Annotated in this window: 20 protein-coding genes, 1 tRNA gene and 1 pseudogene; 16 read left to right on the top strand and 6 right to left on the bottom strand. The window is 74.7% G+C overall.

Annotated elements, in window-relative coordinates:
• The first annotated feature begins 18 nt into the window (after window positions 1-18).
• The 3 genes from galK (at window position 19) to ABD323_RS23145 (ending at window position 4,168) form a co-directional block, all read left to right on the top strand.
• The gene (gene galK, locus ABD323_RS23155; RefSeq protein ID WP_344443821.1) at window positions 19-1,185 is read left to right on the top strand and encodes a galactokinase; all 1,167 of its coding nucleotides are present in this window, start codon (window positions 19-21) and stop codon (window positions 1,183-1,185) included.
• 198 nt (window positions 1,186-1,383) lie between these two features.
• Entirely contained in the window at window positions 1,384-2,310 is a 927-nt protein-coding gene (locus tag ABD323_RS23150; protein WP_344443820.1) for a LuxR C-terminal-related transcriptional regulator, read from the top strand.
• 304 nt (window positions 2,311-2,614) lie between these two features.
• Complete coding sequence (locus ABD323_RS23145) at window positions 2,615-4,168, top strand: polysaccharide biosynthesis protein (RefSeq protein ID WP_344443819.1); 1,554 nt, start codon at window positions 2,615-2,617, stop codon at window positions 4,166-4,168.
• A 111-nt stretch (window positions 4,169-4,279) separates the two neighbouring features.
• Here the strand turns inward: ABD323_RS23145 and ABD323_RS23140 are convergent, their stop codons facing one another.
• The 3 genes from ABD323_RS23140 to ABD323_RS23130 all read right to left on the bottom strand — a co-directional run bounded on the left by ABD323_RS23140 (window position 4,280) and on the right by ABD323_RS23130 (window position 6,626).
• Window positions 4,280-4,777 (bottom strand): MarR family winged helix-turn-helix transcriptional regulator, encoded by a 498-nt coding sequence (locus ABD323_RS23140; RefSeq protein ID WP_344443818.1) that lies wholly within the window; start codon window positions 4,775-4,777, stop codon window positions 4,280-4,282.
• 119 nt (window positions 4,778-4,896) lie between these two features.
• On the bottom strand, window positions 4,897-5,499 hold the full coding sequence (locus ABD323_RS23135) for a TetR family transcriptional regulator (protein ID WP_344443830.1): 603 nt from the start codon (window positions 5,497-5,499) through the stop codon (window positions 4,897-4,899).
• Between the two features lie 158 nt (window positions 5,500-5,657).
• On the bottom strand, window positions 5,658-6,626 hold the full coding sequence (locus ABD323_RS23130; RefSeq protein ID WP_344443817.1) for an acyl-CoA desaturase: 969 nt from the start codon (window positions 6,624-6,626) through the stop codon (window positions 5,658-5,660).
• Between the two features lie 347 nt (window positions 6,627-6,973).
• On the opposite strand from ABD323_RS23130, the gene ABD323_RS23125 reads away from it, so the two are divergent.
• The 6 genes from ABD323_RS23125 (at window position 6,974) to ABD323_RS23100 (ending at window position 12,341) form a co-directional block, all read left to right on the top strand.
• A tRNA-Gln gene (locus ABD323_RS23125) sits at window positions 6,974-7,044 on the top strand.
• 121 nt (window positions 7,045-7,165) lie between these two features.
• Window positions 7,166-8,623, top strand: coding sequence for a bifunctional UDP-N-acetylglucosamine diphosphorylase/glucosamine-1-phosphate N-acetyltransferase GlmU (gene glmU / locus ABD323_RS23120; protein WP_344443816.1), 1,458 nt, complete (start codon window positions 7,166-7,168; stop codon window positions 8,621-8,623).
• A gap of 203 nt (window positions 8,624-8,826) precedes the next feature.
• The gene (locus ABD323_RS23115) at window positions 8,827-9,804 is read left to right on the top strand and encodes a ribose-phosphate diphosphokinase (protein WP_344443815.1); all 978 of its coding nucleotides are present in this window, start codon (window positions 8,827-8,829) and stop codon (window positions 9,802-9,804) included.
• 323 nt (window positions 9,805-10,127) lie between these two features.
• Entirely contained in the window at window positions 10,128-10,721 is a 594-nt protein-coding gene (locus ABD323_RS23110) for a 50S ribosomal protein L25/general stress protein Ctc (protein WP_344443814.1), read from the top strand.
• 123 nt (window positions 10,722-10,844) lie between these two features.
• The gene (gene pth, locus ABD323_RS23105) at window positions 10,845-11,423 is read left to right on the top strand and encodes an aminoacyl-tRNA hydrolase (protein WP_344443813.1); all 579 of its coding nucleotides are present in this window, start codon (window positions 10,845-10,847) and stop codon (window positions 11,421-11,423) included.
• A 198-nt stretch (window positions 11,424-11,621) separates the two neighbouring features.
• Window positions 11,622-12,341, top strand: coding sequence for a hypothetical protein (locus tag ABD323_RS23100; RefSeq protein WP_344443812.1), 720 nt, complete (start codon window positions 11,622-11,624; stop codon window positions 12,339-12,341).
• A gap of 122 nt (window positions 12,342-12,463) precedes the next feature.
• Here ABD323_RS23100 and ppc read toward each other — a convergent pair whose 3' ends face one another.
• Window positions 12,464-15,199 (bottom strand): phosphoenolpyruvate carboxylase, encoded by a 2,736-nt coding sequence (gene ppc / locus ABD323_RS23095; protein WP_425556124.1) that lies wholly within the window; start codon window positions 15,197-15,199, stop codon window positions 12,464-12,466.
• A gap of 230 nt (window positions 15,200-15,429) precedes the next feature.
• Here ppc and ABD323_RS23090 point away from each other — a divergent pair, with 230 nt between their 5' ends.
• Complete coding sequence (locus tag ABD323_RS23090) at window positions 15,430-16,704, top strand: sensor histidine kinase (protein ID WP_344443810.1); 1,275 nt, start codon at window positions 15,430-15,432, stop codon at window positions 16,702-16,704.
• Window positions 16,705-16,791: 87 nt separating this feature from the next.
• Here ABD323_RS23090 and ABD323_RS23085 read toward each other — a convergent pair whose 3' ends face one another.
• Entirely contained in the window at window positions 16,792-17,319 is a 528-nt protein-coding gene (locus ABD323_RS23085; protein ID WP_344443829.1) for an SUKH-3 domain-containing protein, read from the bottom strand.
• A gap of 89 nt (window positions 17,320-17,408) precedes the next feature.
• Window positions 17,409-17,876 (bottom strand): YwqJ-related putative deaminase, encoded by a 468-nt coding sequence (locus tag ABD323_RS23080; RefSeq protein WP_344443809.1) that lies wholly within the window; start codon window positions 17,874-17,876, stop codon window positions 17,409-17,411.
• 257 nt (window positions 17,877-18,133) lie between these two features.
• Here ABD323_RS23080 and ABD323_RS23075 point away from each other — a divergent pair, with 257 nt between their 5' ends.
• From ABD323_RS23075 to ABD323_RS23050, 6 genes and pseudogenes are all read left to right on the top strand, one after another.
• The gene (locus tag ABD323_RS23075; protein ID WP_344443808.1) at window positions 18,134-19,408 is read left to right on the top strand and encodes a Gfo/Idh/MocA family protein; all 1,275 of its coding nucleotides are present in this window, start codon (window positions 18,134-18,136) and stop codon (window positions 19,406-19,408) included.
• Window positions 19,408-20,400, top strand: coding sequence for an SDR family NAD(P)-dependent oxidoreductase (locus tag ABD323_RS23070; protein WP_344443807.1), 993 nt, complete (start codon window positions 19,408-19,410; stop codon window positions 20,398-20,400). Before ABD323_RS23075 ends, ABD323_RS23070 begins: the two co-directional genes overlap by 1 nt.
• 98 nt (window positions 20,401-20,498) lie before the next feature.
• On the top strand, window positions 20,499-21,614 hold the full coding sequence (locus ABD323_RS23065) for a DegT/DnrJ/EryC1/StrS family aminotransferase (protein WP_344443806.1): 1,116 nt from the start codon (window positions 20,499-20,501) through the stop codon (window positions 21,612-21,614).
• A 37-nt stretch (window positions 21,615-21,651) separates the two neighbouring features.
• Complete coding sequence (locus tag ABD323_RS23060; protein WP_344443805.1) at window positions 21,652-22,878, top strand: DegT/DnrJ/EryC1/StrS family aminotransferase; 1,227 nt, start codon at window positions 21,652-21,654, stop codon at window positions 22,876-22,878.
• 150 nt (window positions 22,879-23,028) lie between these two features.
• Window positions 23,029-24,030: an HNH endonuclease gene (locus tag ABD323_RS23055; RefSeq protein ID WP_344443804.1), complete on the top strand. Its 1,002-nt coding sequence runs from the start codon at window positions 23,029-23,031 to the stop codon at window positions 24,028-24,030.
• Window positions 24,031-24,106: 76 nt separating this feature from the next.
• Window positions 24,107-25,193: pseudogene (locus ABD323_RS23050) on the top strand (SUKH-4 family immunity protein); the annotation flags it as partial.

Here is a 25,193-nt window from a genome sequence, read left to right as displayed (position 1 = left end):
CCCGCGGGAGAGGAACACGTGAAAGACGCCTTCGAGCAGATCTTCGGCGCCGCCCCCACCGGGGTCTGGGCGGCGCCCGGCCGGGTGAACCTGATCGGTGAACACACCGACTACAACGACGGGTTCGTCATGCCGATCGCTCTCCCGCAGGCGGTCCGGGTGGCCGCCCGGCTCCGCGAGGACGGCCGGCTGCGGCTCTACAGCGCGCAGGGCGACGGCCGGATCACCGACCTGGTGGCGGCCGACCTCAAGCCGGGCGCGGTGGCCGGCTGGGCCAGCTACCCGGCCGGCGTGGTGTGGGCACTGCTCGAGGACGGCCACCCGGTGGGCGGCGCGGACCTGTACTTCGACAGCGAGGTGCCGACCGGCGCGGGCCTGTCCTCCTCGGCGGCCCTGGAGGTGGCGGTGGCGGTGGTCTACCGCGACCTGCACGGCCTGGACCTCGACGCGGCGGCCCTGGCGCTGCTCGCCCAGCGTGCGGAGAACCTCTTCGTCGGGGTGCCGTGCGGGGTGATGGACCAGATGGCGTCGGCCTGCTGCGCGCAGGGCGCCGCGCTCTTCCTGGACACCCGCGACCTGAGCGGGCGCCAGGTGCCGTTCGCACCGGCCGACCAGGGGCTGGAGCTGCTGGTGATCGACACCCGGGTCAAGCACGACCTGGGCGACGGCGCCTACGCCGCGCTGCGGGCCGGCTGCGAAGGGGCGGCCGAGCTGCTGGGGCTGGCCGCGCTGCGCGATCTGACGCCCGGGCAGCTGCCCGCCGCGCTGGACCGCCTGCCGGCCGAGCTGGGGCCGCTGGTGCGCCACGTGGTGACCGAGAACGAGCGGGTGACGCAGGCGGTGGCGCTGCTCGGCGCGGGGGACACGGCCGCACTGGGCCCGATCCTGACGGACGGGCACGCCTCGCTGCGCGACGACTTCAGGGTCTCCTGCGCGGAGACCGACCTGGCGGTCGCCAGTGCGGTCGAAGCGGGCGCGCTGGGCGCCCGGATGACCGGCGGCGGCTTCGGCGGCTCGGTGATCGCACTGGTGCCGCGCGAGGCCACTCAGCGGGTCGAGCAGGCCGTCCTCGACGCCTTCCGGGAGGCCGGCCACCGCGCGCCGGTCGCCTTCACGGTGACCGCGGGGGCCGGCGCCCGCCGGCTCCAGAGCGTCCAGGACCTCCAGGACCTCCAGGACATCTAGGGCCGCTCGTCGGGCCCTGCCCGGTCGGGACGCCCCGGGCGGGCCGTCCTGCGCGTTCCCGACCGGTGATGCGGCCAAGGTTCCCGGACCAGAGCGAATCTGACGGAACTTCACCAAACCCCCACGAGCCGGCCCGCCACCCCGTACGCTGAGTCCGGTATCGGTGGGGGCCGGCGCCGGAGCAGGGGGGACACCGAGATGGGGCGGATCCGCGTCCTGGTGGTCGACGACCACCGCATCTTCGCCGAAGCACTCGCGACGGCGCTCTCCGCCGAGCCGGAGATCGAGGTGGGAGCGGCCGGCAGCGCGGCCGCCGCCGAGCACGCGCTGGAGCGCGCGGTCGCCGAGGGCCGCCCCTTCGACGTCCTGCTGGTCGACGCCGACCTGGGTACCACCGGGGTCGCGGTCGGCCCGCCCCGCCGTCCCCGGCCCGCGGCCGACCCGGAGAGCGGCGCCGTGCCGGTCGTGCGGCGCGGGGTCGGCGTGGTGCCGGCACCACGCCGGGCCGGCAGCGCGCTCGCCCCGTCACGGACGGCCGGGGTGCCGGTGCTCACCGCGGACCAGCAGCAGTCGGCCGTGCGCCGCCCGGTGGACGGCATCACGCTGCTGGGCCGCTCCTGCCACAGCTACCCGGGCCTGCGGGCCGTGGTGCTGGCGGCGGAGGAGGACCCGCGGCGCGCGGTGCGGGCGCTGTACGCGGGAGCGGCGGGCTGGGTCGCCAAGGAGAGTTCGCTGACCCGGCTGGTGACCGTCCTGCGCGGCGTCCTGCGCGGCGAGACCCACCTGCCGCCCACCCTGCTCACCGGGGTGGTGCGGGAGCTGACCACCGCCCGCCGCGACCGTACCGAGAGCGAGCGGCTGGTCGACTCGCTCACCCCGCGCGAGAAGCAGGTGCTGCGCTGCATGGTGGCGGGGCTGGGCCGGCAGGCCGTGGCCGAGCGGCTCTACCTCTCGCCGCACACCGTCCGCACCCACATGCAGAACGTGCTGGGCAAGCTGGGCGTGCACTCCACCCTCGCGGCGGTGGCGCTCGCCCGCCGGGCGGGGGTCGGCCCGGCCGAGCCGCCCGCGCCCGCCGGTTCGCCCGCCGCGGTCCCGCCCGCCCCGGAACTGCGGGCCGACTGAGCCACGCCGTCGGCCCGCCGCACCACCAGCACCACCCGTCCCACCCGCAGCGCCGCACCACACCCTCACCGCCGCACCCCCACCGCACCGGCCCCACCGCACCGCCCCGCTGCTCCACGGTCCCCGCCGCGGGCACCCGCTCCCCGCGTGCGGCCGCCCGCAGGTCCGGCGCTCCCGCCGGTACCCACGGCACTCGCGCCCGCGCCCCGGAGCGCAACCCCCACCCCGGCGCCCCGCGGGCGCCGCAGCCGAGTCCACCCGGCTCGGCCCAGCTCGACCCAGGTCAGGGAAACCGGAGGATCCGATGTCGCCGTCCCACGATGCCGTCCGCCCCCACCCGTCACGCCTCCCGTGGGAGGGGCCGGGCGACGGGCTGCGGACCCTGGTCGTCGGAGCCGGCGCGGCCGGCAGCGCGCTGGTCCGCGACCTCGCCCGGACCCCGGAGTTCGGCCTGCGCCCGGTGGGCCTGCTGGACGACGACGAGGCCAAGGCGGCCCGCCAGGTCGACGGCCTGCCGGTGCTCGGCCCGCTCGCCGAGCTGACCGGCCTCGCGCTGCGCCACCGGGTCCAGGTGGTGGTGCTGGCGATCCCCGGGCTGCTGCCGCAGCGGGTGCGCGCGCTGGCGGCCGCGGCCGCCGCGGCCGGCGCCGCCGTGCGCTACCTGCCGTCCTTCCTGGCCGCGCTGCGCCGCGAGGCGGTCGGCTCCGACCTGCGCGGCCTGGACGTCAACCGGCTGATCGGACGGCCCGAGGTGCACGTGGTCTCGCCGGACGTGCGCGCGGTGGTCGAGGGCAAGCGGGTCCTGGTGACCGGGGCCGGCGGCTCGATCGGCAGCGAGCTCTGCCGCCAGGTGCACGCCTTCGGCCCGGCCGAGCTCTTCATGCTGGACCACGACGAGTCCAACCTGCACCGCCTGCAACTGGAGATCTGGGGCGAGGCGCTGCTCATGGACGACAGCCTGGTGATCGCCGACATCCGCGACCGCCGGCGGATCCAGCAGATCTTCCGCGACCTCAAGCCCGAGGTGGTCTTCCACGCCGCCGCGCACAAGCACCTGCCGCTGCTGGAGCGCCACCCCTCGGAGGCGGTGAAGTCCAACGTGCTGGGCACCGACCACCTGGTGGAGGCGGCGCTGGCGGCCGGGGTGGAGCGCTTCGTGCTGATCTCCACCGACAAGGCGGCCGACCCCACCTCGGTGCTGGGCGCCAGCAAGCGGCTGGCCGAGCTGATCGTGCAGGCCAACGCCCGCGACGCCCGGGCTCTGGGCACCGGGGTCTTCTGCGCGGTGCGCTTCGGCAACGTGCTCGGCTCGCGCGGTTCGCTGCTCTCGGTGCTGGCCGAGCAGCTGCGCAGCGGCAGCCCGGTGACGGTCACCCACCCGGACGTCACGCGGTTCTTCATGACCATCGAGGAGGCGGTCGGCCTGGTGCTGGAGTCGGGCCGGCTCGCCCGCGGCGGGGAGGTCTTCGTGCTCGACATGGGCGAGCCGGTGCGGATCGTCGACCTGGTGCACAACTTCGCCCGCCAGGTGCAGCTGAGCGGGGGTCTGGGCGCGCCGGAGGTGGAGATCCGCTACACCGGTCTGCGCAGCGGCGAGAAGCTGAACGAGGCGCTCTTCTCGCAGGGCGAGCGGCGGCTGCCCACCGAGCACCCGCGGATCCACGCCACCGAGGCCGGCGCCGGGCAGCGCCCGGACGACCTGGCGGGGGGCCTGACCGCCCTCTACGAGGCGGCGGCGGACAACGGGGACGCGGAGGTGCGCCGCCGGCTGGCGGAGCTGCTGCCGGAGTACCAGGGCCCGCAGCAGGTACCGGCTCCGGTGCCGGCGCTGGCGGCGCCCTACCCGGACGGCTTCTGAGCCCCGCCCCGCCCACCGCTCCCCGCCCGCCGCTCCGAGCTTCCCGCCGGGCGGGTGACGGCCTGTCGGGTCGGCGCGGGTCGGCGCGGGTCGTCGGTCGGGTCGGGCGGGTCAGCCCGGGATGTTGTCGAACGGGGCGACCAGCTGCCGCAGCAGCGACGCCAGCTCGGCCTGCTGGCCGCCGGTCAGCTCGGCGAGCAACTCGCGCTCGTGCGCGAGCAGACCGGCCAGGGCCTGGTCGGCCTTCTCCTGCCCCGAGCGGGTCAGGCGCACCAGCACCCCGCGCCGGTCGTCGGGGTCGGGCAGCCGCTGGACCAGGTCCTTGCCGGCGAGGCGGTCGATCCGGTTGGTCATGGTGCCCGAGGTGACCAGGGTCTGGGTGAGCAGTTGCCCCGGCGAGAGCTGGTAGGGCTCGCCGGCCCGGCGAAGCGCCGTCAGCACGTCGAACTCCCAGGGCTCCAGGCCGTGCTCGGCGAAGGCGGTGCGGCGGGCCCGGTCCAGGTGGCGGGCGAGCCGGCTGACCCGGCTGAGCACCTGCAGTGGTTGCACGTCGAGGTCGGGGCGCTCTCGGCGCCATGCTGCGACCAGGCGGTCGACCTCGTCCTCCATGTCGATCAGTGTATCGGTGGTTCTGTCGATATGAAGCCTCTTGACGTCGAGAAAGCCGCCGGACGGCGAACGGCCGGCGACCGGACCGTGCGGGCACCCGCGCCCCGCGGCCGGTCCGGTCAGTTCTGCCGGTCGCCGACCAGCTTGGGGTGCCGCTCCATCCCCTCCAGGCCGTGCCAGGCCAGGTTGACCAGGTGGGCGGCCACCTCGGCCTTCTGCGGCTTGCGCACCTCGAGCCACCACTGGCCGGTCAGGGCCACCATGCCCACCAGCATCTGCGAGTACATCGGCGCGAGCCGGGCGTCGAAGCCGCGGGCCTTGAACTCCAGGCCGAGGATGTCCTCGACCTGGGTGGCGATGTCGCTGATCAACGAGGCGAAGGTGCCGGTGGACTGGGCCACCGGCGAGTCCCGGACCAGGATCTTGAAGCCGTCGGTCGAGGTGTCGATGTAGTCCATCAGCGCGAAGGCGGCCTGCTCCAGCAGCTCGCGCGAGTGCCCGCCGGTCAGCGCGCCGGTCACCATGTCGAGCAGCAGCTGCATCTCGCGGTCGACCACCACCGCGTAGAGCCCCTCCTTGCCCCCGAAGTGCTCGTAGACCACCGGCTTGGAGACGCCCGCCCGCTCGGCGATCTCCTCCACCGAGGTGCCGTCGTAGCCGCGCTCGGCGAAGACCGAGCGCCCGATGTCGAGCAGCTGTTCGCGGCGCTGCTTGCCCGTCATCCGGACCCGGCCGCCCCGGCCGCGCCGGGCGGGGGCGCCCCCGGAGCCGGTGCGGGCGGCGACTCCCTGACCGGCCGCGGCTCGCGAGGGCGGGCGGTGGCCGTCTGCGGTGTCTCCGTTGCTCCCGTTCACCCCTCCATCATGCTGTAGACGACGGGTCATGCGGTGCGCCGGGCGTCAATGCGCCCGGCGTCGGGCCAGCGGACGTCCCGCGCCCAGCCGGCCTGCTCGAACCAGCGGATCAGCCGGGCGGAGGAGTCCACCTGGCCGCGCAGCACCCCGTGCCGGGCCGAGGTCGGGTCGGCGTGGTGCAGGTTGTGCCAGGACTCGCCGCAGGAGAGCACCGCCAGCCACCAGACGTTGCCCGAGCGGTCGCGGGAACGGAAGGGGCGCGCGCCGATCGCGTGGCAGATCGAGTTGATCGACCAGGTGACGTGGTGCAGCAGCGCGACCCGCACCAGCGAGCCCCAGAAGAAGGCGGTCAGCGCGCCCTGCCAGGACCAGCTGACCAGCCCGCCGACCAGCGGCGGCAGCAGCATCGACAGGGTGGTCCAGAGCCAGAAGAGCCGGGAGACCGCGCGGATGTCGCGGTCCTTGACCAGGTCGGGGGCGTAGATGTGCTGAGGGGTCTGCTCGGTGTCGAAGAGCCAGCCCATGTGCGCCCACCACAGGCCCTTGAGCAGCGCGGGCACCGTCTCGCCGTAGCGCCACGGCGAGTGCGGGTCGCCGTCCTTGTCGGAGAACTTGTGGTGCTTGCGGTGGTCGGCGACCCAGCGCACCACCGGACCCTCGATGGCCAGGCTGCCGGCCACCGCGAGGGCGATCTTGAGCGCCCGGTTGGTCTTGAAGGAGCGGTGCGTGAAGAAGCGGTGGAACCCGACCGTGATGCCGTGGCAGGCGGTGAAGTACATGACCGTCGCGATGGCCAGGTCGGTCCAGCCCAGGCCCCAGCCCCAGGCCACCGGCACGGCGGCGACCAGGGCCAGGAAGGGCACCGCGATGAACAGGCCCAGCGCGAGGCGCTCGGGCAGGCCCTGCTTCTCGCCGCCGAGCGTGGCGGAGATCTGTGAGGCGGGGGTGACGGTGGGTTCGGCGCTGGGGCGCGCTTCGCTGGCCTGGATGGTCATGGGGCGTCCCTCGAGGGAAAGGAGCGGGATGGGAGCTGGTCGGGATGGGGGGACGGCGCCGGTGCGGCGGTCGGAGCCTACGTCTGCGTAACTTACGGCATCGTAAGTTGCGCGGCACTCCAAGGGAAGCACCTCACGGCCGCCCGGGGGAGCACGCTCGGCGTCCGAGAGGTGACTGTCGGGTGGCGGATCGCGGTGGCGGGGGGGCGGCGGGGCGCGCGGGCCCCGCGGCCCGGGCCCGCAATGGTGGTGGAGCTCGGACGCCGCAACCCGTAGGCTGTGCTCGGCTCCTGAGAGCCTGGTGCCGGCGGCCCAGGACTGTGCGGGAACCGTGGATTGACGGCCGATCCGCCGTGGTGTAATGGCAGCACGGGGCCCTTTGAAGGCCTTTGTCTAGGTTCGAGTCCTAGCGGCGGAGCTAAGCCCCTGGTGGTTCGCGGGTATCCTCAATCAAGCTCGGCTGTTCGTGCGGATGGGCCACTGGCCTGGGCTTCGGTCGGGCGCCGCCCTCCCTGTGAACCGATCGAGGAGCCTCCCGCGTGAGTGCCAACCACCCTGCCGCCGTCATCGTGCTCGCCGCCGGCGAGGGCTCCCGGATGAAGTCCAAGGCCCTGCCGAAGGTGCTGCACCCGATCTGCGGCCGGAGCCTGGTGGGCCACGCCGTGGCCACCGCGCAGGAGCTCGCCCCGCAGCACCTGGTGGTGGTGATCGGCCATCTCAAGGAACTGGTCGCCGACCACCTGAGCGCCACCTGCCCGGACGTGCGCGCGGTGGTCCAGGAGCAGCAGCACGGCACCGGCCACGCCGCGCGGATCGCCGTCGAGGCGCTGGCCGCCGCCGGGATCACGCTGGACGGCACCGTCATCGTCACCTACGGCGACACCCCGCTGCTGCCCGCCGAGACCCTGCGCGCGCTGGCCGAGGAGCACGCGGCCCGGGGCAACGGCGTGACCGTGCTGACTGCCGAGGTCCCCGACCCCACCGGCTACGGCCGGATCGTGCGCGACGCAGAGGACGGCTCGGTGACCCGGATCGTCGAGCACCGCGACGCCGGCGCCGAGCAGCGCGCGATCCACGAGATCAACTCCGGCGTCTACGCCTTCGAGGGCAAGCTGCTGGCCGACGCGCTGACCCGGATCGGCACCGACAACGTGCAGGGCGAGGAGTACCTGACCGAGACGCTGGAGATCCTGCGTTCGGCCGGGCACCGGGTCGGCGCCATGGTCGCCACCGACTACCGCGACATCCTGGGCATCAACGACCGGGTCCAGCTCGCCGAGGCCCGCCGGCTGCTCAACGACCGGCTGCTGGAGCGGGCGATGCGCGCCGGCGTCACGGTCGTGGACCCGGCCACCACCTGGATGGACGTACAGGTCAGCTACGAGCCGGACGCGGTCGTGCTGCCGGGCACCCAGCTGCACGGCGCCACCCACCTGGCCGAGGGCTGCCAGGTCGGCCCGAACAGCACGCTGACCGACGCCGTGGTGGGCGCCGGCGCGGTGGTGAGCAACGCCACGATCGAGCGGGCGACCATCGGCGCGGGCGCCACCGTGGGTCCGTACGCCTACCTGCGCGGCGGGGTGGAGCTCGGCGAGCGCGGCAAGGTCGGCACCTTCGTGGAGGTCAAGAAGTCCTCGATCGGGGCGGGCGCCAAGGTGCCGCACCTGTCGTACATGGGCGACGCGACCATCGGTGAGGGCGCCAACATCGGCGCGGCCTGCGTCACCGCCAACTGGGACGGGGTCAACAAGAACCGCACGGTGGTGGGCGCGCACGCCCGGATCGGGTCCGACAACATGTTCGTCGCGCCGGTCACGATCGGTGACGGCGCCTACACCGGCGCGGGCTCCGTGATCGACTCCGACGTGCCCCCGGGCGCGCTCGGCGTGAGCCGCGCACGGCAGCGCAACATCGAGGGCTGGGTGGCGCGCAAGCGCCCCGGTACTGCTTCCGCCGAGGCCGCGGCGGCCGCGCTCGCAGAGCAGCAGGAGGCCTGAGCGGACTCCCGGGAGGCCTGAGCGGACCTCCCGGGACGGACGCTTCGCGAGCGGGCGCGTAACCTGGAGTACATACGTGCGCCGTGGGGCTGTAGCCCGTGCTGAGGCGCACCCAATCCTCCGTCGAACACCGACCCGGGTGGCAACGCCACCCGGGTGCGGCGCGGCGGAACCATGCGGCAGCAACACGAGGAGACGGTGCAGTGAGCGGGATCACGACGTCGGGTGAGAAGAAGCTGAAGCTCTTCTCCGGCCGTGCCCACCCTGAGCTGGCGAAGGAGGTGGCCGCGGCGCTCGGCACCGAACTCGTCCCGACCAAGGCCTTCGAATTCGCCAACGGCGAGATCTACGTCCGCTTCCTGGAGTCCGCCCGGGGGGCGGACTGCTTTGTGATGCAGAGCCACACGGCTCCGATCAACCAGTGGATCATGGAGCAGTTGATCATGATCGACGCTCTGAAGCGGGCCTCCGCGCGGAGCATCACGGCGATCCTGCCGTTCTACGGCTACGCCCGCCAGGACAAGAAGCACCTGGGCCGCGAGCCGATCTCGGCCCGCCTGGTGGCCGACCTGCTGGCCCAGGCCGGCGCCGACCGGATCATGGCCGTGGACCTGCACACCGCGCAGATCCAGGGCTTCTTCGCCGGCCCGGTGGACCACCTGTTCGCGCTGCCGCTGCTCGCCGACTACCTGGGCGAGAAGGTCGACCGCTCCAAGCTGACCATCGTGTCGCCGGACGCCGGCCGGGTGAAGGTCGCCGACCAGTGGTGCGACCGGCTGGACGCCCCGCTGGCGATCATCCACAAGCGCCGGGACATGAGCCAGGCCAACACCATCCTGTCGGCCGAGGTGGTCGGTGACGTCAAGGGCCGGGTCTGCGTCCTGGTCGACGACATGATCGACACCGCCGGCACGATCTGCGCCGCCGCCGACGCGCTCTTCGACGCCGGTGCCGCGGACGTCATCGTGGCGGCCACCCACGGCGTGCTCTCGGGCCCCGCCGCGGACCGGCTGAAGAACTCCCGGGTCAGCGAGTTCGTCTTCACCAACACGCTGCCCTGCCCGGCCGACCTCCAGATGGACAAGGTCACCACGCTCTCCATCGCCCCCTCGATCGCCGCGGCGATCCGCGAGGTCTTCGAGGAGGGCTCGGTGACCAGCCTCTTCGAGGGTGTGCACTGACCGATGCTCTTCTGAGGGGCCGTCAGGCCCGTCGGCCCCGGCGCTCCTGGCGCCGGGGCCGATTTCACGGTTGACGACGGGTGCGGTTAGACTCTTGAGACTGCTCGGCGAGGGATGCCGTGCGCCCGTCCAGGCGCCTGCTCCGTGATCGACGCGCTGCCGTGGCCGGATTCCGGACCACCGGCAGGGACGTCCCGCCGCCGAGCGACCCCCCAAAAATCTTGAGGGTGTGGTCCCGGCGGCTTCACAGCTTTCCGGGCCTCGTATGACCACCGTACGAGTGCCGCCTGCACCCCCGTGCCAGTCTCCCGAGGAGTGCAGTCGTGTCCGAGATCCGCCTTGCCGCCGAGCCCCGCAACGAGTTCGGCAAGGGTGCCGCCCGCCGCGCCCGCCGTGCCGGCTTCGTCCCCGGTGTCGTCTACGGTCACGGCCACGCTCCGGTTCACCTGAACCTGCCCGGCCACGACCTGATGATGGCGCTCAAGACCCCGAACGCCCTGCTGGTCGTCCCGATCGAGGGCAAGGACGAGTTCGTCCTGCCGAAGGCCGTCCAGCGCGAGGCCATCAAGCGCTCCATCGAGCACGTCGACCTGCTGCTGGTCAAGCGCGGCGAGAAGGTCACCGTCGAGATCCCGGTGCTGACCGAGGGCGAGCTGGCCCCGGGCGGCAACCTGCTCGAGCACGTGCTGAACGCGCTGCCGGTCGAGGCCGAGGCCACCCACCTGCCCGAGTCCGTCACCGTCTCGGTCGAGGGCCTGGAGGCCGGCGCCTCCATCCTGGCCGGCGACATCGCGCTGCCCAAGGGCACCACGCTGGCCGTCGAGGCCGACACCGTCGTGCTGCAGGTCATCGGCGCCCAGGCCTCGCAGGCCGACGCCGACGAGGCCGCTGCCGACGAGGCCGCCGCCGAGGCCTGAGCCTCCCCCCCTGGTCCACGCGACCCGGTAGATCCTCACCGCTGCCCCGACTCCCGCCCGCGCGGGGGCCGGGGCAGCGGCATGCCCGCCATCATGAGAAGAAGTGGCAGAAGGAGCGCGCAGATGTCTGACGAGTACACGGGTCCCTGGCTGGTCGTGGGCCTGGGCAACCCCGGCGAGGGCCACGCCCGCAACCGGCACAACATCGGCTTCATGGTGGCCGACCTGCTGGCCCAGCGGATCGGCGCCCGCTTCAAGGCGCACAAGAGCCGCGCCCAGGTGGCCGAGGGGCGGATCGGCGGGCAGCGGGTGGTGCTGGCCAAGCCGATGACCTTCATGAACCTCTCCGGCGGGCCGGTCAGCGCGCTGCGGGACTTCTACAAGGCGCCGACCGAGTCCCTGGTGGCGGTCCACGACGAGCTGGACCTGGACTACGCGGTCCTGCGGCTCAAGCTGGGCGGCGGCGACAACGGGCACAACGGCCTCAAGTCGATCACCAAGGCGCTCGGCCCCGGCTACCACCGGGTGCGCTGCGGGGTGGGCCGCCCGCCGGGCCGGATGGAGGTGGCGGACTTCGTCCTCAAGGACTTCTCCTCCACCGAGCGCAAGGAGCTGGACTGGTTCGTGGACCGGGCGGCCGACGCCGTCGAGGCGCTGCTGACGGAGGGTCTGGAGCGGGCCCAGGGCACCTACAACTCCTGATCCGCCGTCTGCTCCCGGGCCGGGCGGCCGGTCTGTGACCGGCAGCGCAACGTTCGTACAACTCTTCCTCACGGCCCCCGGTCCCGTGTCGGAGCGGTGGGGCCCATCGGGTACGGTCGACCCGGACTTCGGGAAGGCGGGGCGTTGGTGGGCGCGGCGCGGTTGAGCACGGCACACAGGGCCGGCGGTTGGATTCTGGTGGCCGGAGCGCTGCTGCTGAGCGGCGCCGCACCCGCGTGGGCCGACCCGGGAGGGGCGTCCTCGCCGTCGGCGAGCGCCAGCCCCACCCCCAGCCCGTCACCCACCACCAGCCTGCCGGCGGCCGTGGTGCCGCCTGCCCCGGCCGCGCCCACCGTGCGCCCGCCGCTGCCGGCGCCCAGCACGGCCCCGGCCGCCCCGACCCCTTCGGCCGCCGCATCGGCGCCGGCCACCCCCGCCGAGAGCTGCCCGCCGGTGCCCGGCGGCACGCCCTCACCGGCCGCCGCGCCGGGTGTCTCACCCTCGGCCACCACCGGGACCCCGCCGGCCACCGTGCACCCGGCCGTCACCGGCTCGGCCACCGCGCCGCCCAGCGGGTGCCCCACGGCGACCCCCTCGCCCTCCACCTCGGTCTCCGCCACCCGCACCGCGGCCTTCGCCGGCGGCTCGCGGAGCACCGGCCGGGCCCGCCAGGCCGCACCGGGGGCCGCCGCGCCGCCGGTGGACGCCCAACTGGTCGACGCCTCCTCGCCCTCGCCCGACCCCACCCCGAGCGCGGGGCCCTCGACCGACGAGCTCACCGGTACGTTCATCAGCTCGATCGGCGGCAACGCCGGACTCGGCGCGGTGGCCGGCGGGCTGCTGCTCGCCGGCGGGGGCGGGGCGATGTGGCTCAAGCGCCGCCGCGCCGAGCGCACGGACGGCCCCCCGACGGCCTGAGAGCCCCGGCCGGGAGACGCCGGGCAACGGCAGGAAACGCCGGGCAACGTCCAGCAGGAAACGGGAAACGCCGTGGGGGCCGCTCGACGTTCGAGCGGCCCCCACGGCGTTTCGCGCCGGCGTCAGCCGGTGTTGCGCAGTCCGGCCGCGATGCCGTTGACCGTCAGCAGCAGCGCGCGGGCCCGCAGCGGGTCCTCGGTGCGGCCGTCGGCGAGCACCTCGCGCTGGCGGCGCAGCAGCGCCACCTGGAGGTAGGAGATCGGGTCCAGGTAGGCGTCGCGGACCGCGAAGGTCTGCTTCAGGACCGGGTGGTGCTCCAGCAGCTCGCTCTCGCCGGTCAGCCGCAGCACCTCGCGCAGCGTCAGCTCGTGCTCGGCGGTGATCTGGTCGAAGACGTGGTGCAGTTCGGCCGGGACCAACTGTTCGACGTAGTGCCGGGCGATCCGCAGGTCGGTCTTGGCCAGCGTCATGGCGACGTTGGACAGGAAGTTCTGGAAGAAGTGCCACTGGCCGTACATCTCGGTCAGCACGTCGCCCAGACCGGCCGCGCGGGCGGCCGCCAGCCCGGAGCCGACGCCGTACCAGCCGGGCACGATCTGCCGCGACTGGGTCCAGCCGAAGACCCACGGGATGGCCCGCAGGCCGTCCAGGCCGGCGCCGGAGTCGGGCCGGCGCGAGGGGCGCGAGCCCAGGTGCAGCGAGGCGAGCTGGTCGACCGGGGTGGCGGCGAAGAAGTACTTCGGCAGGTCCTCCTGCTCGACCAGCCCCCGGTAGGAGGTGTGCGCGGCCTGCGAGACCTGGTCCATCGCCGCGTCCCAGCGGGCCAGCTCCTCGGGGGCCTGGCGCGGGGCGGTGTGCAGGGCGGAGGCGGCCAGCGTGGCGGAGAGGGTGAGTTCCAGGTTCTCCCGGGCCAGCGAGGGCAGCAGGTACTTGTCGGAGATCACCTCGCCCTGCTCGGTCACCTTGATCTCGCCCTCCAGGGTGCCCCAGGGCTGGGCCAGGATCGCCTCGTGCGAGGGGCCGCCGCCGCGGCCGACCGTGCCGCCGCGGCCGTGGAAGAGCCGCAGCCGGATGCCGTAGCGGTGCGCCACGTCGCGCAGCCGGCGCTGGGCGCGGTGGATCTCCCACTGCGAGGTGGTGATGCCGCCGAACTTGGAGGAGTCCGAGTAGCCGAGCATGACCTCCTGGACGTCCCCGCGCAGCGAGACCAGCAGGCGGTAGGAGGGGTCGGAGAGCATCTCCTCCAGGATCCGGTCGGCCTGCTGCAGCTCGTCGGTGGTCTCCAGCAGCGGCACGATGCCGATGGTGGCGATGCCGGCGTGCAGGTCGATCAGGCCGGCCTCGCGGGCCAGCACGGCGGCGGCGAAGACGTCGTCCGCGCCCTGGCACATCGAGATGATGTAGCTCTCGACGATCTCGTCGCCGAACCGCTCGAAGCCCTCGCGGATGGTGGTGAAGACGCCCAGCGTCTTGGTGCCCGCGGCGTCCAGCGGGGCCGGGGTGGGCGCCAGCGGGCGGCGCGAGCGCAGCTCCTTGGCGAGCAGCCGCTGGCGGTACTCGCGCGGCATGTCCGCGTAGCGCCAGGCCTCCTCGCCGAGCCGGTCGAAGAGCTGGCCGAGCGCGTGGTGGTGCGCCTCGGCGTGCTCGCGCACGTCCATGGTGGCCAGCTGCAGGCCGAACGCCTCCACGGTGCGGATCGCCCGGGCGAGCCGGCCGTCGGCGATCAGCTCGCCGCGGTGGGCGCGCAGCGAGTCCTGGATCAGCCGCAGGTCGGCGATCAGTTCGCGGGTGCCCAGGTAGTCGCGGCCGCCGATGTGCGGGGTGCCGGCGGCGAGCCGCTCGCGGGTGTTCTCCAGCTTGAGGCGCACGCAGGTGGCCTTCAGGCGGTACGGCTCCTCGGCGTTCATCCGCCGGTAGCGCGGGCTCAGTTCGGGCAGCAGCTTGAGGTCGGTGTCCAGCGACTGGAGCAGCTCGTCGGAGGCACCGGCCAGGCGCACCGAGGTGGAGAGCGAGTTGCGCAGGTCGTCGACGGCCGCCAGGGCGTCCTTGATGCCGTACTCGTGCTGGAGGTTGAGCACGTCCCAGGTGACCTGCGGGGTGACGTTGGGGTTGCCGTCGCGGTCGCCGCCGATCCAGGTGCCGAAGGTCAGCGGGCGCACCCCCTCGGGCAGGCTCAGGCCCACCCGGGCGAGCTCCTCGTGCAGCTCCTCCAGCACCTCCGGGACGGCCTCGCGGTAGAGCTCGTCCAGGTAGTAGACGGCGTTGCGGGCCTCGTCGGTGGGCTCGGGGCGGGCGATCCGCAGCTCGTCGGTCTGCCAGAGCAGGTCGATCACCTCGGCCAGGCGCCGGTCGGCCGAGCGCTTGGCGGAGGAGTGCCGGACCGGGTCGGCGGGCGAGAAGCCGGCGGCCACGTGCTCGCGGTGCACACGCTCGAGCAGCTCGCCGATCCGGCGCAGCTTGTTGAGGACGCTGCGGCGGGCGGCCTCGGTGGGGTGCGCGGTGAAGACCGGACGGACCGCCAGGTTGGCCAGCGTGTCGGCCAGGTGCTTGGGGTCGGCGTCGGCGAGCTGGTCGGCGGTCTGCGCGAGCAGCGAGCCCTCGCGGGCCCGGCGGGCGGCGAACTCGCGGCCGCGGTGCACCTGCTCGGTGACGTTCGCCAGGTGGAAGTAGGTGGAGAAGGCCCGGACCAGCTTGGCCGCGGTCTCCAGGTCGATGTTGGAGAGCAGTTCGGCGGTGGCCTCGCCGTCGGTGCGGCTCAGCAGCCGGACCTGCTCGACCAGGCCCAGGACCTCCGCACCCTCCTGACGGACCAGCGTCTCGCCGAGCAGATCGCCCAGTCGGCGGATGTCGGCGCGCAAGGCGGCATTGTCGGCGGCCGGATCGGCACTCGGGTTGTCGGCCGAGGTGGGGACCTGAGCGGTCACGGCTGGCTCCCTGGGGTGGTGGGGTTCGGCAACGGCGGACCGCGCTGTCCGACCGGACCAGCATAGGTTGCGGGGGCCCTGCGCAGTGGTCGTGGCCGGATGGCGGACACCGGGTGGTGGAACTCGGTGGGGCCGGGCGCACGGGCTCACATAGGCTGTCGCGTATGAGCATGTCGCCTGGGGTGGGCGCGCGGGACCGCGGCTTGTGGTGGTGGGCGCGGCGGCGCAGCGCGCTGCTGGACTGCGCGCTGGCCGCGCTGGCCGCGCTGGAGTGTGCGCTGGGCGGGTACTCGCTGGCCGCGCAGCGCTTCCACCTGGGCCTGGGCTGGGCGGTGGCGGCCGCGGTGGTGGGCGCGCTGGGCGGGGCCAGCCTGCTGGTGCGCCGGCGCTGGCCGGTGGTGCCGGTGCTGGTCTCGATGATCCTGGTGCCCGGTCTCTTCGGGATCGTGCTGCTGATCGTCGCGCTGTACACGATGGCGGTCAGCTGGACCTGGCCCTCGCGCCGGCGCCGGGCGCTGGCGCTCTCCTCGGTGGTCTTCGTGGAGACCCTGGCGGTGACGCTCTTCTCGTTCCTGGCCGTCGATCCGCAGCCGGGCGAGCAGGCGCCGGCGACCTGGGTCTTCGTGCTGATCGCGGTGCTGGTGGCGGTCGGGCTGACCGTCCCGCCGCTGGTCACCGGCCTGTACATCGGAGCCCGCCGGCGGCTGGTGGAGTCGCTCAAGGACCGGGCGCACGGCCTGGAGGCGGAGCTGGACCTGCTGGCCGAGCGGGCCAGCGAGCGGGCCCGGCGGGCCCGGCTGGAGGAGCGCACCCGCATCGCCCGCGAGATGCACGACGTGGTGGCGCACCGGGTGAGCCTGATGGTGGTGCACGCGGGCGCGGTGGAGCGGATCGTGGCGCGCGACCCCGAGCGGGCCGCGCAGAGCGCCAAGCTGATGGCGGAGACCGGACGGCAGGCGCTCAACGAGCTGCGCGAGATCCTCGGGGTGCTGCGGATGAGCGAGGAACCCGTGGCGCAGGGCCCCGGCCAGCTGGCCGAGCTGCCCCGGCTGGTGGACCAGTCCAAGGCGGCCGGGATGGTGGTCACGCTCACCGTCAGCGGCAGCCGCCAGCCGTACACCGCGGGGGCCGAGCAGACCGCCTACCGGGTGGTCCAGGAGGCGCTGACCAACGCCCACAAGCACGCCGGCGGGGCGCAGGTCTCGGTGCTGCTGGCCTACCTGCCCAACGGGGTGCGGGTGGCGGTGGTGAACGACTGCCCGAGCGGCGCGGGTGAGCAGGTGCGGCTGCCGAGCGGGGGCAACGGGCTGGTGGGGATGGAGGAGCGGGTGCTGGCGCTGGGCGGCAGCTTCACCGCCGGCCCCGAGCAGGACGGCGGTTTCCGGGTGCAGGCCCTGCTGCCCTCACGGCTCGCGGTGCGTCCCGACCCGCTGGTGTAGCGCGCGGCGGCAGGGCTCCGGCCGGGGTGGTGGGGCCGACCGCCGTGATCACCAACCACCCCGGAAATATTCACACCTGTGGACGCGTCAGCTCGGGGAAGCCCCGGTGTGCAGGCGCTCGGGGCAGGTGCCGAGGACCAGGGTGGAGACCGCCTGGTCCAGGTCGGCGCCCAGGAACCACTCGCCGGTGTGGTCGAGGCTGAAGACCCGCCCGGCCTCGTCGATCGCCAGCAGCGCCTGGCCGTGCAACTCCTCGCCCAGCGGGGCCACCCTGCTGTCCAGCGCCCGGCCCAGGTCGGCCAGGGTGCGCGGCAGGTGCAGGCCGCGCAGCGGGTCCAGCAGGAACGGCGTGCGGGCCACGTCGCGCCCGGCGCCGGCCAGGTCGAAGGAGAGCCCGCCGAACTCGGCCCAGGCCTCGACGGCGGCCGGGAAGACCGCGTGCGGGACGCCGTCGGCGGTGCGGTGGTCGAGCAGTTCGTCGGCCCACTGCTCGGCGCGCCGGATCTCCCAGCGGCCGGGGTGCCAGCCCGCCTGCTTGAGGGCGGCGGCGACGTCGGCGGAGAAGCGCGGCTGCGAGCGGGTGGGACCGGGGGTGGGTGTGGCGAGCGGATTCAGGGGGTGCTCCGGGCTCGGGGGACAGGGACGGGTGCGGCGCGGGTGCGGCGGCCCGGCGGCCTGCCGGGGTTTCCGTGGTGCGCAGGCCCTCAGGGCCGCGGTGCCACCTCGACGCTCTGCACCGTGAAGTGCTCCAGCAGGGGTGCGCAGGAGCGGCACGGCGGCGCGTGGGTGCCGTGCGCCGGGTCGTCCTGCTCGCGGATCCGCACGGTGGTCAGCTTGGCGCCCTTCAGCGCCTTGCGCGCGTCGTGCAGGCTCAGGGGCTTCTTGGCCGCGCGCTTGGAGCGGCCGGTGTCGACCGCGCCCAGGTACTGCGAGAGCAGCACGGCCTCCGGGCAGCGGCCGGTGAAGCGCTCGCGCTGCTCGATCGGCAGCGCGTCCAGGAACTCGCCGACCAGCGGGTGCAGCCGGGGCTGCTCGTCGGCCTTGCGGCCGGCCAGCGTGTGCACCTCGCCACCGCGCAGCGAGAGCGCGGCGGCCACCGCCGGCAGCAGGCTGTCCCGTTCGTGGCGCAGCAGCGGGGCGCCCGGGCGCGGGGTCGGTCGACGCAGGTCCACGGCTGCTCCTTCTCTCTCGGCTGCGGGGCGCGGTCGGCCGGTCGGTCGTTCCCGCGCGCGGCCCAGCCTGCCAAACGAATCGGACAGTCGATCACCCGGGGTACCGGAGGGTGTACGGACGGAGTGGTGAATCCACAGGTCGTTCACAATCACGCGGTCGGGTTTCCGGATTCACCCTGCGGTGGGCGGCGGGCGCCGGTACCGTTCCAGCAGCGACAGCCGTCGGGGGCGGCTGAGCGGTGCCCAGGGGGGTCGCGATGACGCAACTGCCGGGAAGTCCACCGTCCTCGGGGCCGCCGGCCCGCACGGCCGTCGCCGCGGTGCATCCGGCCCGGCGGGACCCGCGGGCCGAGCAGGCGCACGAGGCCCCGGGCGAGCACGTGCCGACGCCGGGCCGGCCGGAGCCCCTGCCGGTCGAGGACGCGCCGCCCGGACCGCTGGGCCGCGGCCGGATCGGGCTGGCGGTGGTCGGGGCCGGCTACTGGGGACCCAACCTGGTGCGCAACGCCCAGCAGACCCCGGCGCTGCGGCTGCACTGGCTCTGCGACCTGGACCCGGCCAAGTCCCGGCGGGTGCTGGGCGAGTACAGCACGGTGCGGGACACCACCTCGTTCGCCGAGGTGCTGGCCGACCCGCGGGTGCACGCGGTGGCCGTCGCCACCCCGGCCGCCGCGCACTACCGGCTGGTCCGCGAGGCGCTGGAGGCCGGCAAGCACGTGCTGGTCGAGAAGCCCATCACCACCACCGCGCGGGACGCCGCTGAGCTGGTCGAACTCGCCGAGCGCAGCGGCCTGGTGCTGATGTGCGACCACACCTTCTGCTACACCCCGGTGGTCCGCCGGATCCGCGAGCTGGTGCACGGCGGGGAGATCGGCGACATCCAGTTCTTCGACTCGGTGCGGATCAACCTCGGTCTGGTGCAGCCCGACGTGGACGTGCTCTGGGACCTCGCCCCGCACGACCTGTCGATCCTGGACTTCGTGCTGCCGCCGGGCGTCGAGCCGGTGGGGGTCAGCGCCCAGGGCGCCGATCCGATCGGGGCGGGCCGGGCCTGCGTGGCCTACCTCACCGTGCGGCTGAGCAACGGCGCGCTCGCCCACTGCCACGTCAACTGGCTCTCGCCCACCAAGGTGCGCACCACGCTGATCGGCGGCTCGCGGCGCACCCTGGTCTGGGACGACCTCAACCCGCAGGCCCGGCTCGCGGTGCACGACCGCGGGGTGGACCTCACCCCGCCCGAGGAGCTCACCGACGAGATCCGCCACCAGGCGCGGATCTCCTACCGGGTGGGCGAGATGGTCGCGCCGGCGCTGGTCGAGCAGGAGGCGCTGCGCAACGTGATGGCCGAGTTCGCGGCCGCCATCACCGAGGGCCGCGCGCCGCTGACCGACGGGCGGGCCGGCCTGCGGGTGCTGCAACTGCTGCACGCCGCCTCGCTCAGCCTCCAACTCGGCGGCGCCACCGTGCCGGTGCGGGTGGGGCCGGTGCGCGAACCGTATCCCGACCCCGTCCCGGAGAGGGCCACCGCCTGATGACCTCCGTTCCCGTCGAGGGTGCCCGCTGCCTGGTGACCGGCGGCGCCGGCACCATCGGCTCCACCGTCGTCGACCAGCTGATCGCGGCCGGCGCCCGCGAGGTGGTGGTGCTCGACAACCTGGTCCGCGGCCGGCGGGAGAACCTGGCGTCGGCCGCCCGGCGCGCCGGGCCCGGCCGACTGACCGTGGTGCAGGGCGACATCCGCGACCGCGCGCTGCTGCGCGAACTGCTCGGCGAGCCCACCGACCTGCTCTTCCACCTGGCCGCGATCCGGATCACCCAGTGCGCCGCCGAGCCGCGCCTGGCGCTGGAGGTCATGGTCGACGGCACCTTCGACGTGGTGGAGGCCGCCGCCGAGTGCCGGGTGCGCAAGGTGATCGCCTCCTCCACCGCCTCGGTCTACGGGCTGGCCGACACCTTCCCGACCCCCGAGAGCCAGCACCCCTACCGCAACGACACCCTCTACGGCGCCGCCAAGGTCTTCAACGAGGGCCTGCTGCGCAGCTTCCACGCGATGTACGGGCTCGACTACGTGGCCCTGCGGTACTTCAACGTCTACGGGCCGCGGATGGACGTGCACGGCCGGTACACCGAGGTCTTCATCCGCTGGATGGAGCGGATCGCGGCCGGGCAGCCGCCGCTGATCTTCGGTGACGGCGCCCAGACCATGGACTTCGTGCACACCGAGGACATCGCCCGGGCCAACCTGCTGGCGGCCGCGGCGCCGGTCACCGACCGGGTCTACAACATCGCCACCGGCACCGAGGTCTCGCTGCGCGGCCTGGCGGACGCCCTGCTGGCCGCGATGGACAGCCCGCTGGACGTCGAGCACGGGCCGGCCCGGGAGACCGCGGGCGGCGTGGTCCGCCGGCTGGCCGACATCTCGGCGGCCGCCCGCGAGCTGGGCTGGCAGCCGCGGGTGGAGCTCGCCGAGGGGCTGCGCCAGCTGGTCGCCTGGTGGCGCGAGCAGGAGAAGCAGCAGCCGTAGAGAGAGGGCCCAGCGTGCCGATTCCCGAACCGTCGTCCGCCCCGGCGCCGTCGTCCCCGCCGCCCGCGGCTCCCACGCCGCCGTCGACGATCCCGGTCATGCTGCCCTGGCTGGGTGAGGAGGAGGCGCAGGCGGCCGCCGAGGTGGTCCGCTCCGGCTGGGTGGCGCAGGGGCCGCGGGTCGCCGCCTTCGAGCGGGCCTTCGCCGAACACCTGGGCGTCCCGCACGCGGTGGCCGTCTCCTCCTGCACCACGGCGCTGCACCTGGCCCTGATCGGGGCCGGGGTCGGCGCGGGCGACGAGGTGGTGCTGCCCTCGCTCTCCTTCATCGCCACCGCCAACGCGGTGCGCTACCTGGGGGCGGTGCCGGTCTTCGCCGACGTGGAGCCGGCCGGTGGCAACCTCACCCCCGACACCGTGCGGCCGCTGCTGGGCGCCCGGACCCGGGCGGTGCTCGCGGTCGACCAGGGCGGGGTGCCGGTGGACCTGGACGCCCTGACCGCGCTGGCCGCGCCGCGCGGCATCGCGGTCGTCGAGGACGCCGCCTGCGCGGCCGGCTCGCGCTACCGGGGCCGTCCGGTGGGCGCGACGGCGGAGCTGGCCGCCTTCTCCTTCCACCCGCGCAAGCTGCTGACCTGCGGCGAGGGCGGCATGGTGACCTGCCGGGACGGTGAACTGGCGGCCCGGCTAAGGCGGTTGCGCGAGCACGGGATGAGCGTCTCGGCGGCCGAGCGGCATGCGACGGCGGGTGGCGCGAGCGTGCTGGAGACCTACGACGAGGTCGGCTTCAACTACCGGATGACCGACATCCAGGCGGCGATCGGCCTGGTGCAGCTGGGCAAGCTGCCCGCGATGGTCGCCCGGCGCCGCGAACTGGGCGAGCGCTACCGGCGGTTGCTCGGTGAGCTGGGTGAGCACCTGGTCGTCGACCCGCCGTTCGGCGCCGGCAACCTGCAGTCCTGCTGGCTGCTGCTGCCCCCCGGTGCGCCCGACCGGGCCGTGGTGCTGGCCGAGTTGGCCGCGGCCGGGGTGGCGGCCCGGCGCGGCATCATGGCCGCCCACCTCGAAGCGCCCTACCGGGGCACCGCCCGGGTTCCGCTGCCGGTCACCGAGCTGATCACCGCCCGCTCGCTGATCCTGCCGCTCTACCACGCTCTGACGGAGCGTCAGCAGGACCATGTGGTGAGTGTGTTGCGCACGATCCTGGCCCGCTGACCGGCGGCGGGCGGGCGCCGGAGGACGAGATGACGAGATGACGAGTAAGGGAGAGTCGACCATGGCCGAGCCGCCGATCCCGCCGACCCCGCCGATCCCCCCGACCCCGCCGATCCCGCTGGTCGACCTGCGGGCCGCACACGCGGAGGTCGCCGAGGAGGTGCGCGCGGGTCTGGAGCGGGTGCTGGCCTCGGCCGCCTACGTCAAGGGGCCGGACGTGGCGGCCTTCGAGGCGGAGTACGCGGCCTTCTCGGGCGTGCGGCACTGCGTGGGGACGGCGAACGGCACGGACGCGCTGGAGCTGGTGCTGCGCGCGCTCGAACTCGCCCCGGGCGCCGGCGTGCTGCTGCCGGCCAACACCTTCGTGGCCACCGCCGAGGCCGTCGTGCGGGCCGGACTGCGGCCGGTCCTGGCCGACGTGGACGACGAGTTCCAGCTGCTCGACCCGGCCGCCGCACGGGCCGCCCTGGTGGCCGAGCGGTCGGCCGGTCGGCCGGTGGGTGCGCTGCTGCCGGTCCACCTGACCGGCCAGCTCGCACCGATGCGCGAACTGCTGGCACTGGCCGAGGAGTTCGGCGGGCTGCCGGTGGTCGAGGACGCGGCGCAGGCCCAGGGGGCGAGCCAGCACGGCGTGCCGGCCGGTGCCTGGGGGGTGGCCGCGGCCACCAGCTTCTACCCGGGCAAGAACCTGGGGGCCTACGGCGACGCCGGGGCGGTGCTCGGCTCCGACGAGCGGCTCGTCGAGGCGGTGCGGCTGATCGCCGACCACGGCTCGGCCGTCAAGTACGTGCACGAGCGGTTCGGCTTCAACTCCCGCCTGGACAGCGTGCAGGCGGTGGTGCTGCGGGCCAAGCTGCGCCGCCTGCCGCAGTGGAACGCCGCCCGGCGCGGCGCGGCGACGCGCTACGGGCGGCTGCTGGCGGACCTGCCGGGCCTGCGGCTGCCGGCGGTGCGGCCGGGCAACGAGCACGTCTGGCACCTCTACACGGTGCGGATCGCACCCGGACCGGGCGAGGGTCACCGGCCGGGCCGGCGCCGGGACGCGGTGCTGGCCGCGCTCACCGCCGCCGGGATCGGCGCGGGCGTGCACTACCCGGTTCCGGTCCACCTGCAGCCGGCCTTCCGGTCGCTGGGCCACCGGGCCGGCGCCTTCCCGCGGGCCGAGCGGGCGGCCGCCGAACTGCTCACCCTGCCGCTCTTCCCGCAGCTCACCGAGGAGCAGCAGGGCCGGGTGGCCGAGGAGTTGCGCAGGGCACTCGGCTGAGCGGCGGCCGGTGCGCGCCGCCCCGGGCGGCGCGGCCGGGCACGGGTGCGGGAAGCGGGTCGATTGGACCCCGGGCGGGGGGACCGCGGGGCGGCCCGACCACTTACCCTGGTGCCCAGCACATCAGCTTCAGTCAGTGGGGGCTTCCAGATGACGACAGGTCGGCCCGGCGCCGCCGCCGTGCCCAACGCGGCCTACGCGGGACAGGTGGTCCACTTTCCCGACCCCGTGCGCGCGGCGAAGTACCCGGCCGGTGTGCGGGTGGACGACCAGGGCTACCCGGACTTCGGACCGTACGCCCGCGCGGCCGCCGAGGTCGCCGACCCGCCGGAGGGCTTCGGCGTGGACGAGCTGCGGCTGACCGACTACGTCTCGGCCAACGCCGCGCTCTTCAGCCAGGGCCACGAGCTCTGGGCCGACCAGGAGTCCGCGGTGGCCACCCCGCCCGGCTGGACCTGGCACCACGCGGTCGGCGGGGCGGCGCCCGGCTGGCGGCGGATGGAGCTGGTCCCGGTCGAGGTCAAGGCGCTGCTGCGGCACCACGGCGGGCTGGCCCGCTCGGCCGCCGACCACGGCCGCCGCGGCACCCGCCCGCTGCAGGAGCACCGGACCATGCACGTCTCGCTCTCCAAGGAGGGCGCCGAGCCGGTCAGCGTCAGCGAGGACCTGCTGCAGGCCGCCGAGGAGCGCCTGGGCTACCGGCTGCCCGGCCCCTACCGCAGCTTCCTCAAGCTGGCCGGCGGGCGCGGCCCGGTGGGCGTGGCCCTGGACACCGAGCTCGGCCTGCTGCTCGACCAGCCGTTCCTGACGCTCAGCGAGGAGTACGGCGTCGAGGACCTGGTCTACGTCAACAAGTGCCTGCGGGACCACCTGACCAAGGACTACCTCGGCGTCGCCTTCGTGCAGGGCGGCATCCTCGCCCTCAAGGTGCGCGGCGACGACCTCGGGTCGGTCTGGTTCTGCCTCTACGACGACGCCCGCGACGCCGGCGCGCCCGAGGACCCGGCCGACCGGGTCCGGCGGCTGCTGCTGCGCTGCGGCGACAGCTTCGACGACTTCCTGCTCCGGCTGGCCGGCAGCCCGCCGGAGCTGGAGACGGTCGCGGAGCTGATGGTGGACGGCGGGTTCGCCCGCGCGGTACCGGTCCCGTGAGGCCCGGGCGGATGACGGGTACGGGCGGGGGAGCGGTGGCGGTGTCGGACAGGGTCGAGTCGGGAGCGGGCCGGGCATGGTGACGTACGCGCAGGCGCAGGACCTGGCGACTGACTGGATCAACGGCGGTGTACCGCCCTTCCAGCAGCGCGAGGTGCGGGTGCGGGAGTTCGATCTCGGATTCGTCTGCTGGGCCGAGGACCGGGCCGGCGGCCCCTCCTCGGACGGCGGGGCGGTCAAGCTGGTGATCGCCCGGGACACCGGCGCGAGCACGCTCTGGCCCCCGCTGCCGGTCAACGAGGTGGTCCGCCGCTACGAGGAGGAGTACGGCCGGCCGGTCGGCGCGACCGGGGCCGCGGCGGCCGGCAAGCCGGTGCCCGGCCCGGCCGAGGCGACCTCCTTCCTGCTCAGCCCGCCGCAGTGGCTGCAGGAGGTGGGGGAGGCGGCGATCGCCCGCGAGGCGGCCCGGCCCGGCGACGCCACGCCGCCACCCGCACCCGTTGCGCCCGCCGCGCCGGCCGTGCCCGCCGCGCCCGTCGTGACCCCGGCGGCGCCCGTGGCGCCCGCCGCGGTGGCCGACCCGCCGCCGGCGCCGGTGCACGACGCGCCTGCGGTGAACGACGCGCCGCCGCCGGCCGTGCTGACCGCGCCGCCGGCCTCGGGCCGTCCGGCCGGGGACGCGCCGACCATGCTCGCGCCGCCGCCGAGCTGGGAGCGCGAGCCCCAGCGGCAGGCGTTCCTGGACCCCGCGGGCGCCACCGTGGCGCTGCCCGAGGGCTACCAGCTGCTGGCCGAGTTCGACGACCAGGACGCGGTGCCCGCTCCGGGGACCCCGCCGGAGGCGATGACGGTCCGGATGCCGCCGCCGGCCCGGGTGGCCGCGGCCTCGCCGCCCGTGCCGCCGGCCCCCGCCGACCACGCCCGCACCGTGCTGGCGCCGCCGGAGGGTCTGCCGGGTGCTCCCGGTGCGCCCGGTGCTCCTGCCGCGCCGGTGCCGGGGGTGCCGCCGGTGGCGTACGCGCCGACCGTGCTGGCGACCGACGGTCCGCCCGGTCTGATGGGTCTGCCCGGTGCTCCCGGGACCCCGGGCGCGCCCAGCGCGCCCAGCGCTCCCGGTGCGCCCGGTGCTCCTGCCGCGCCGGTGCCGGGGGTGCCGCCGGTGG

Source organism: Kitasatospora nipponensis, from assembly GCF_039528135.1.
GTDB classification, from domain to species: domain Bacteria; phylum Actinomycetota; class Actinomycetes; order Streptomycetales; family Streptomycetaceae; genus Kitasatospora; species Kitasatospora nipponensis.
Note: the sequence above shows the minus strand (reverse complement) of the source record. Positions and strands in the feature narration are given on the sequence as shown.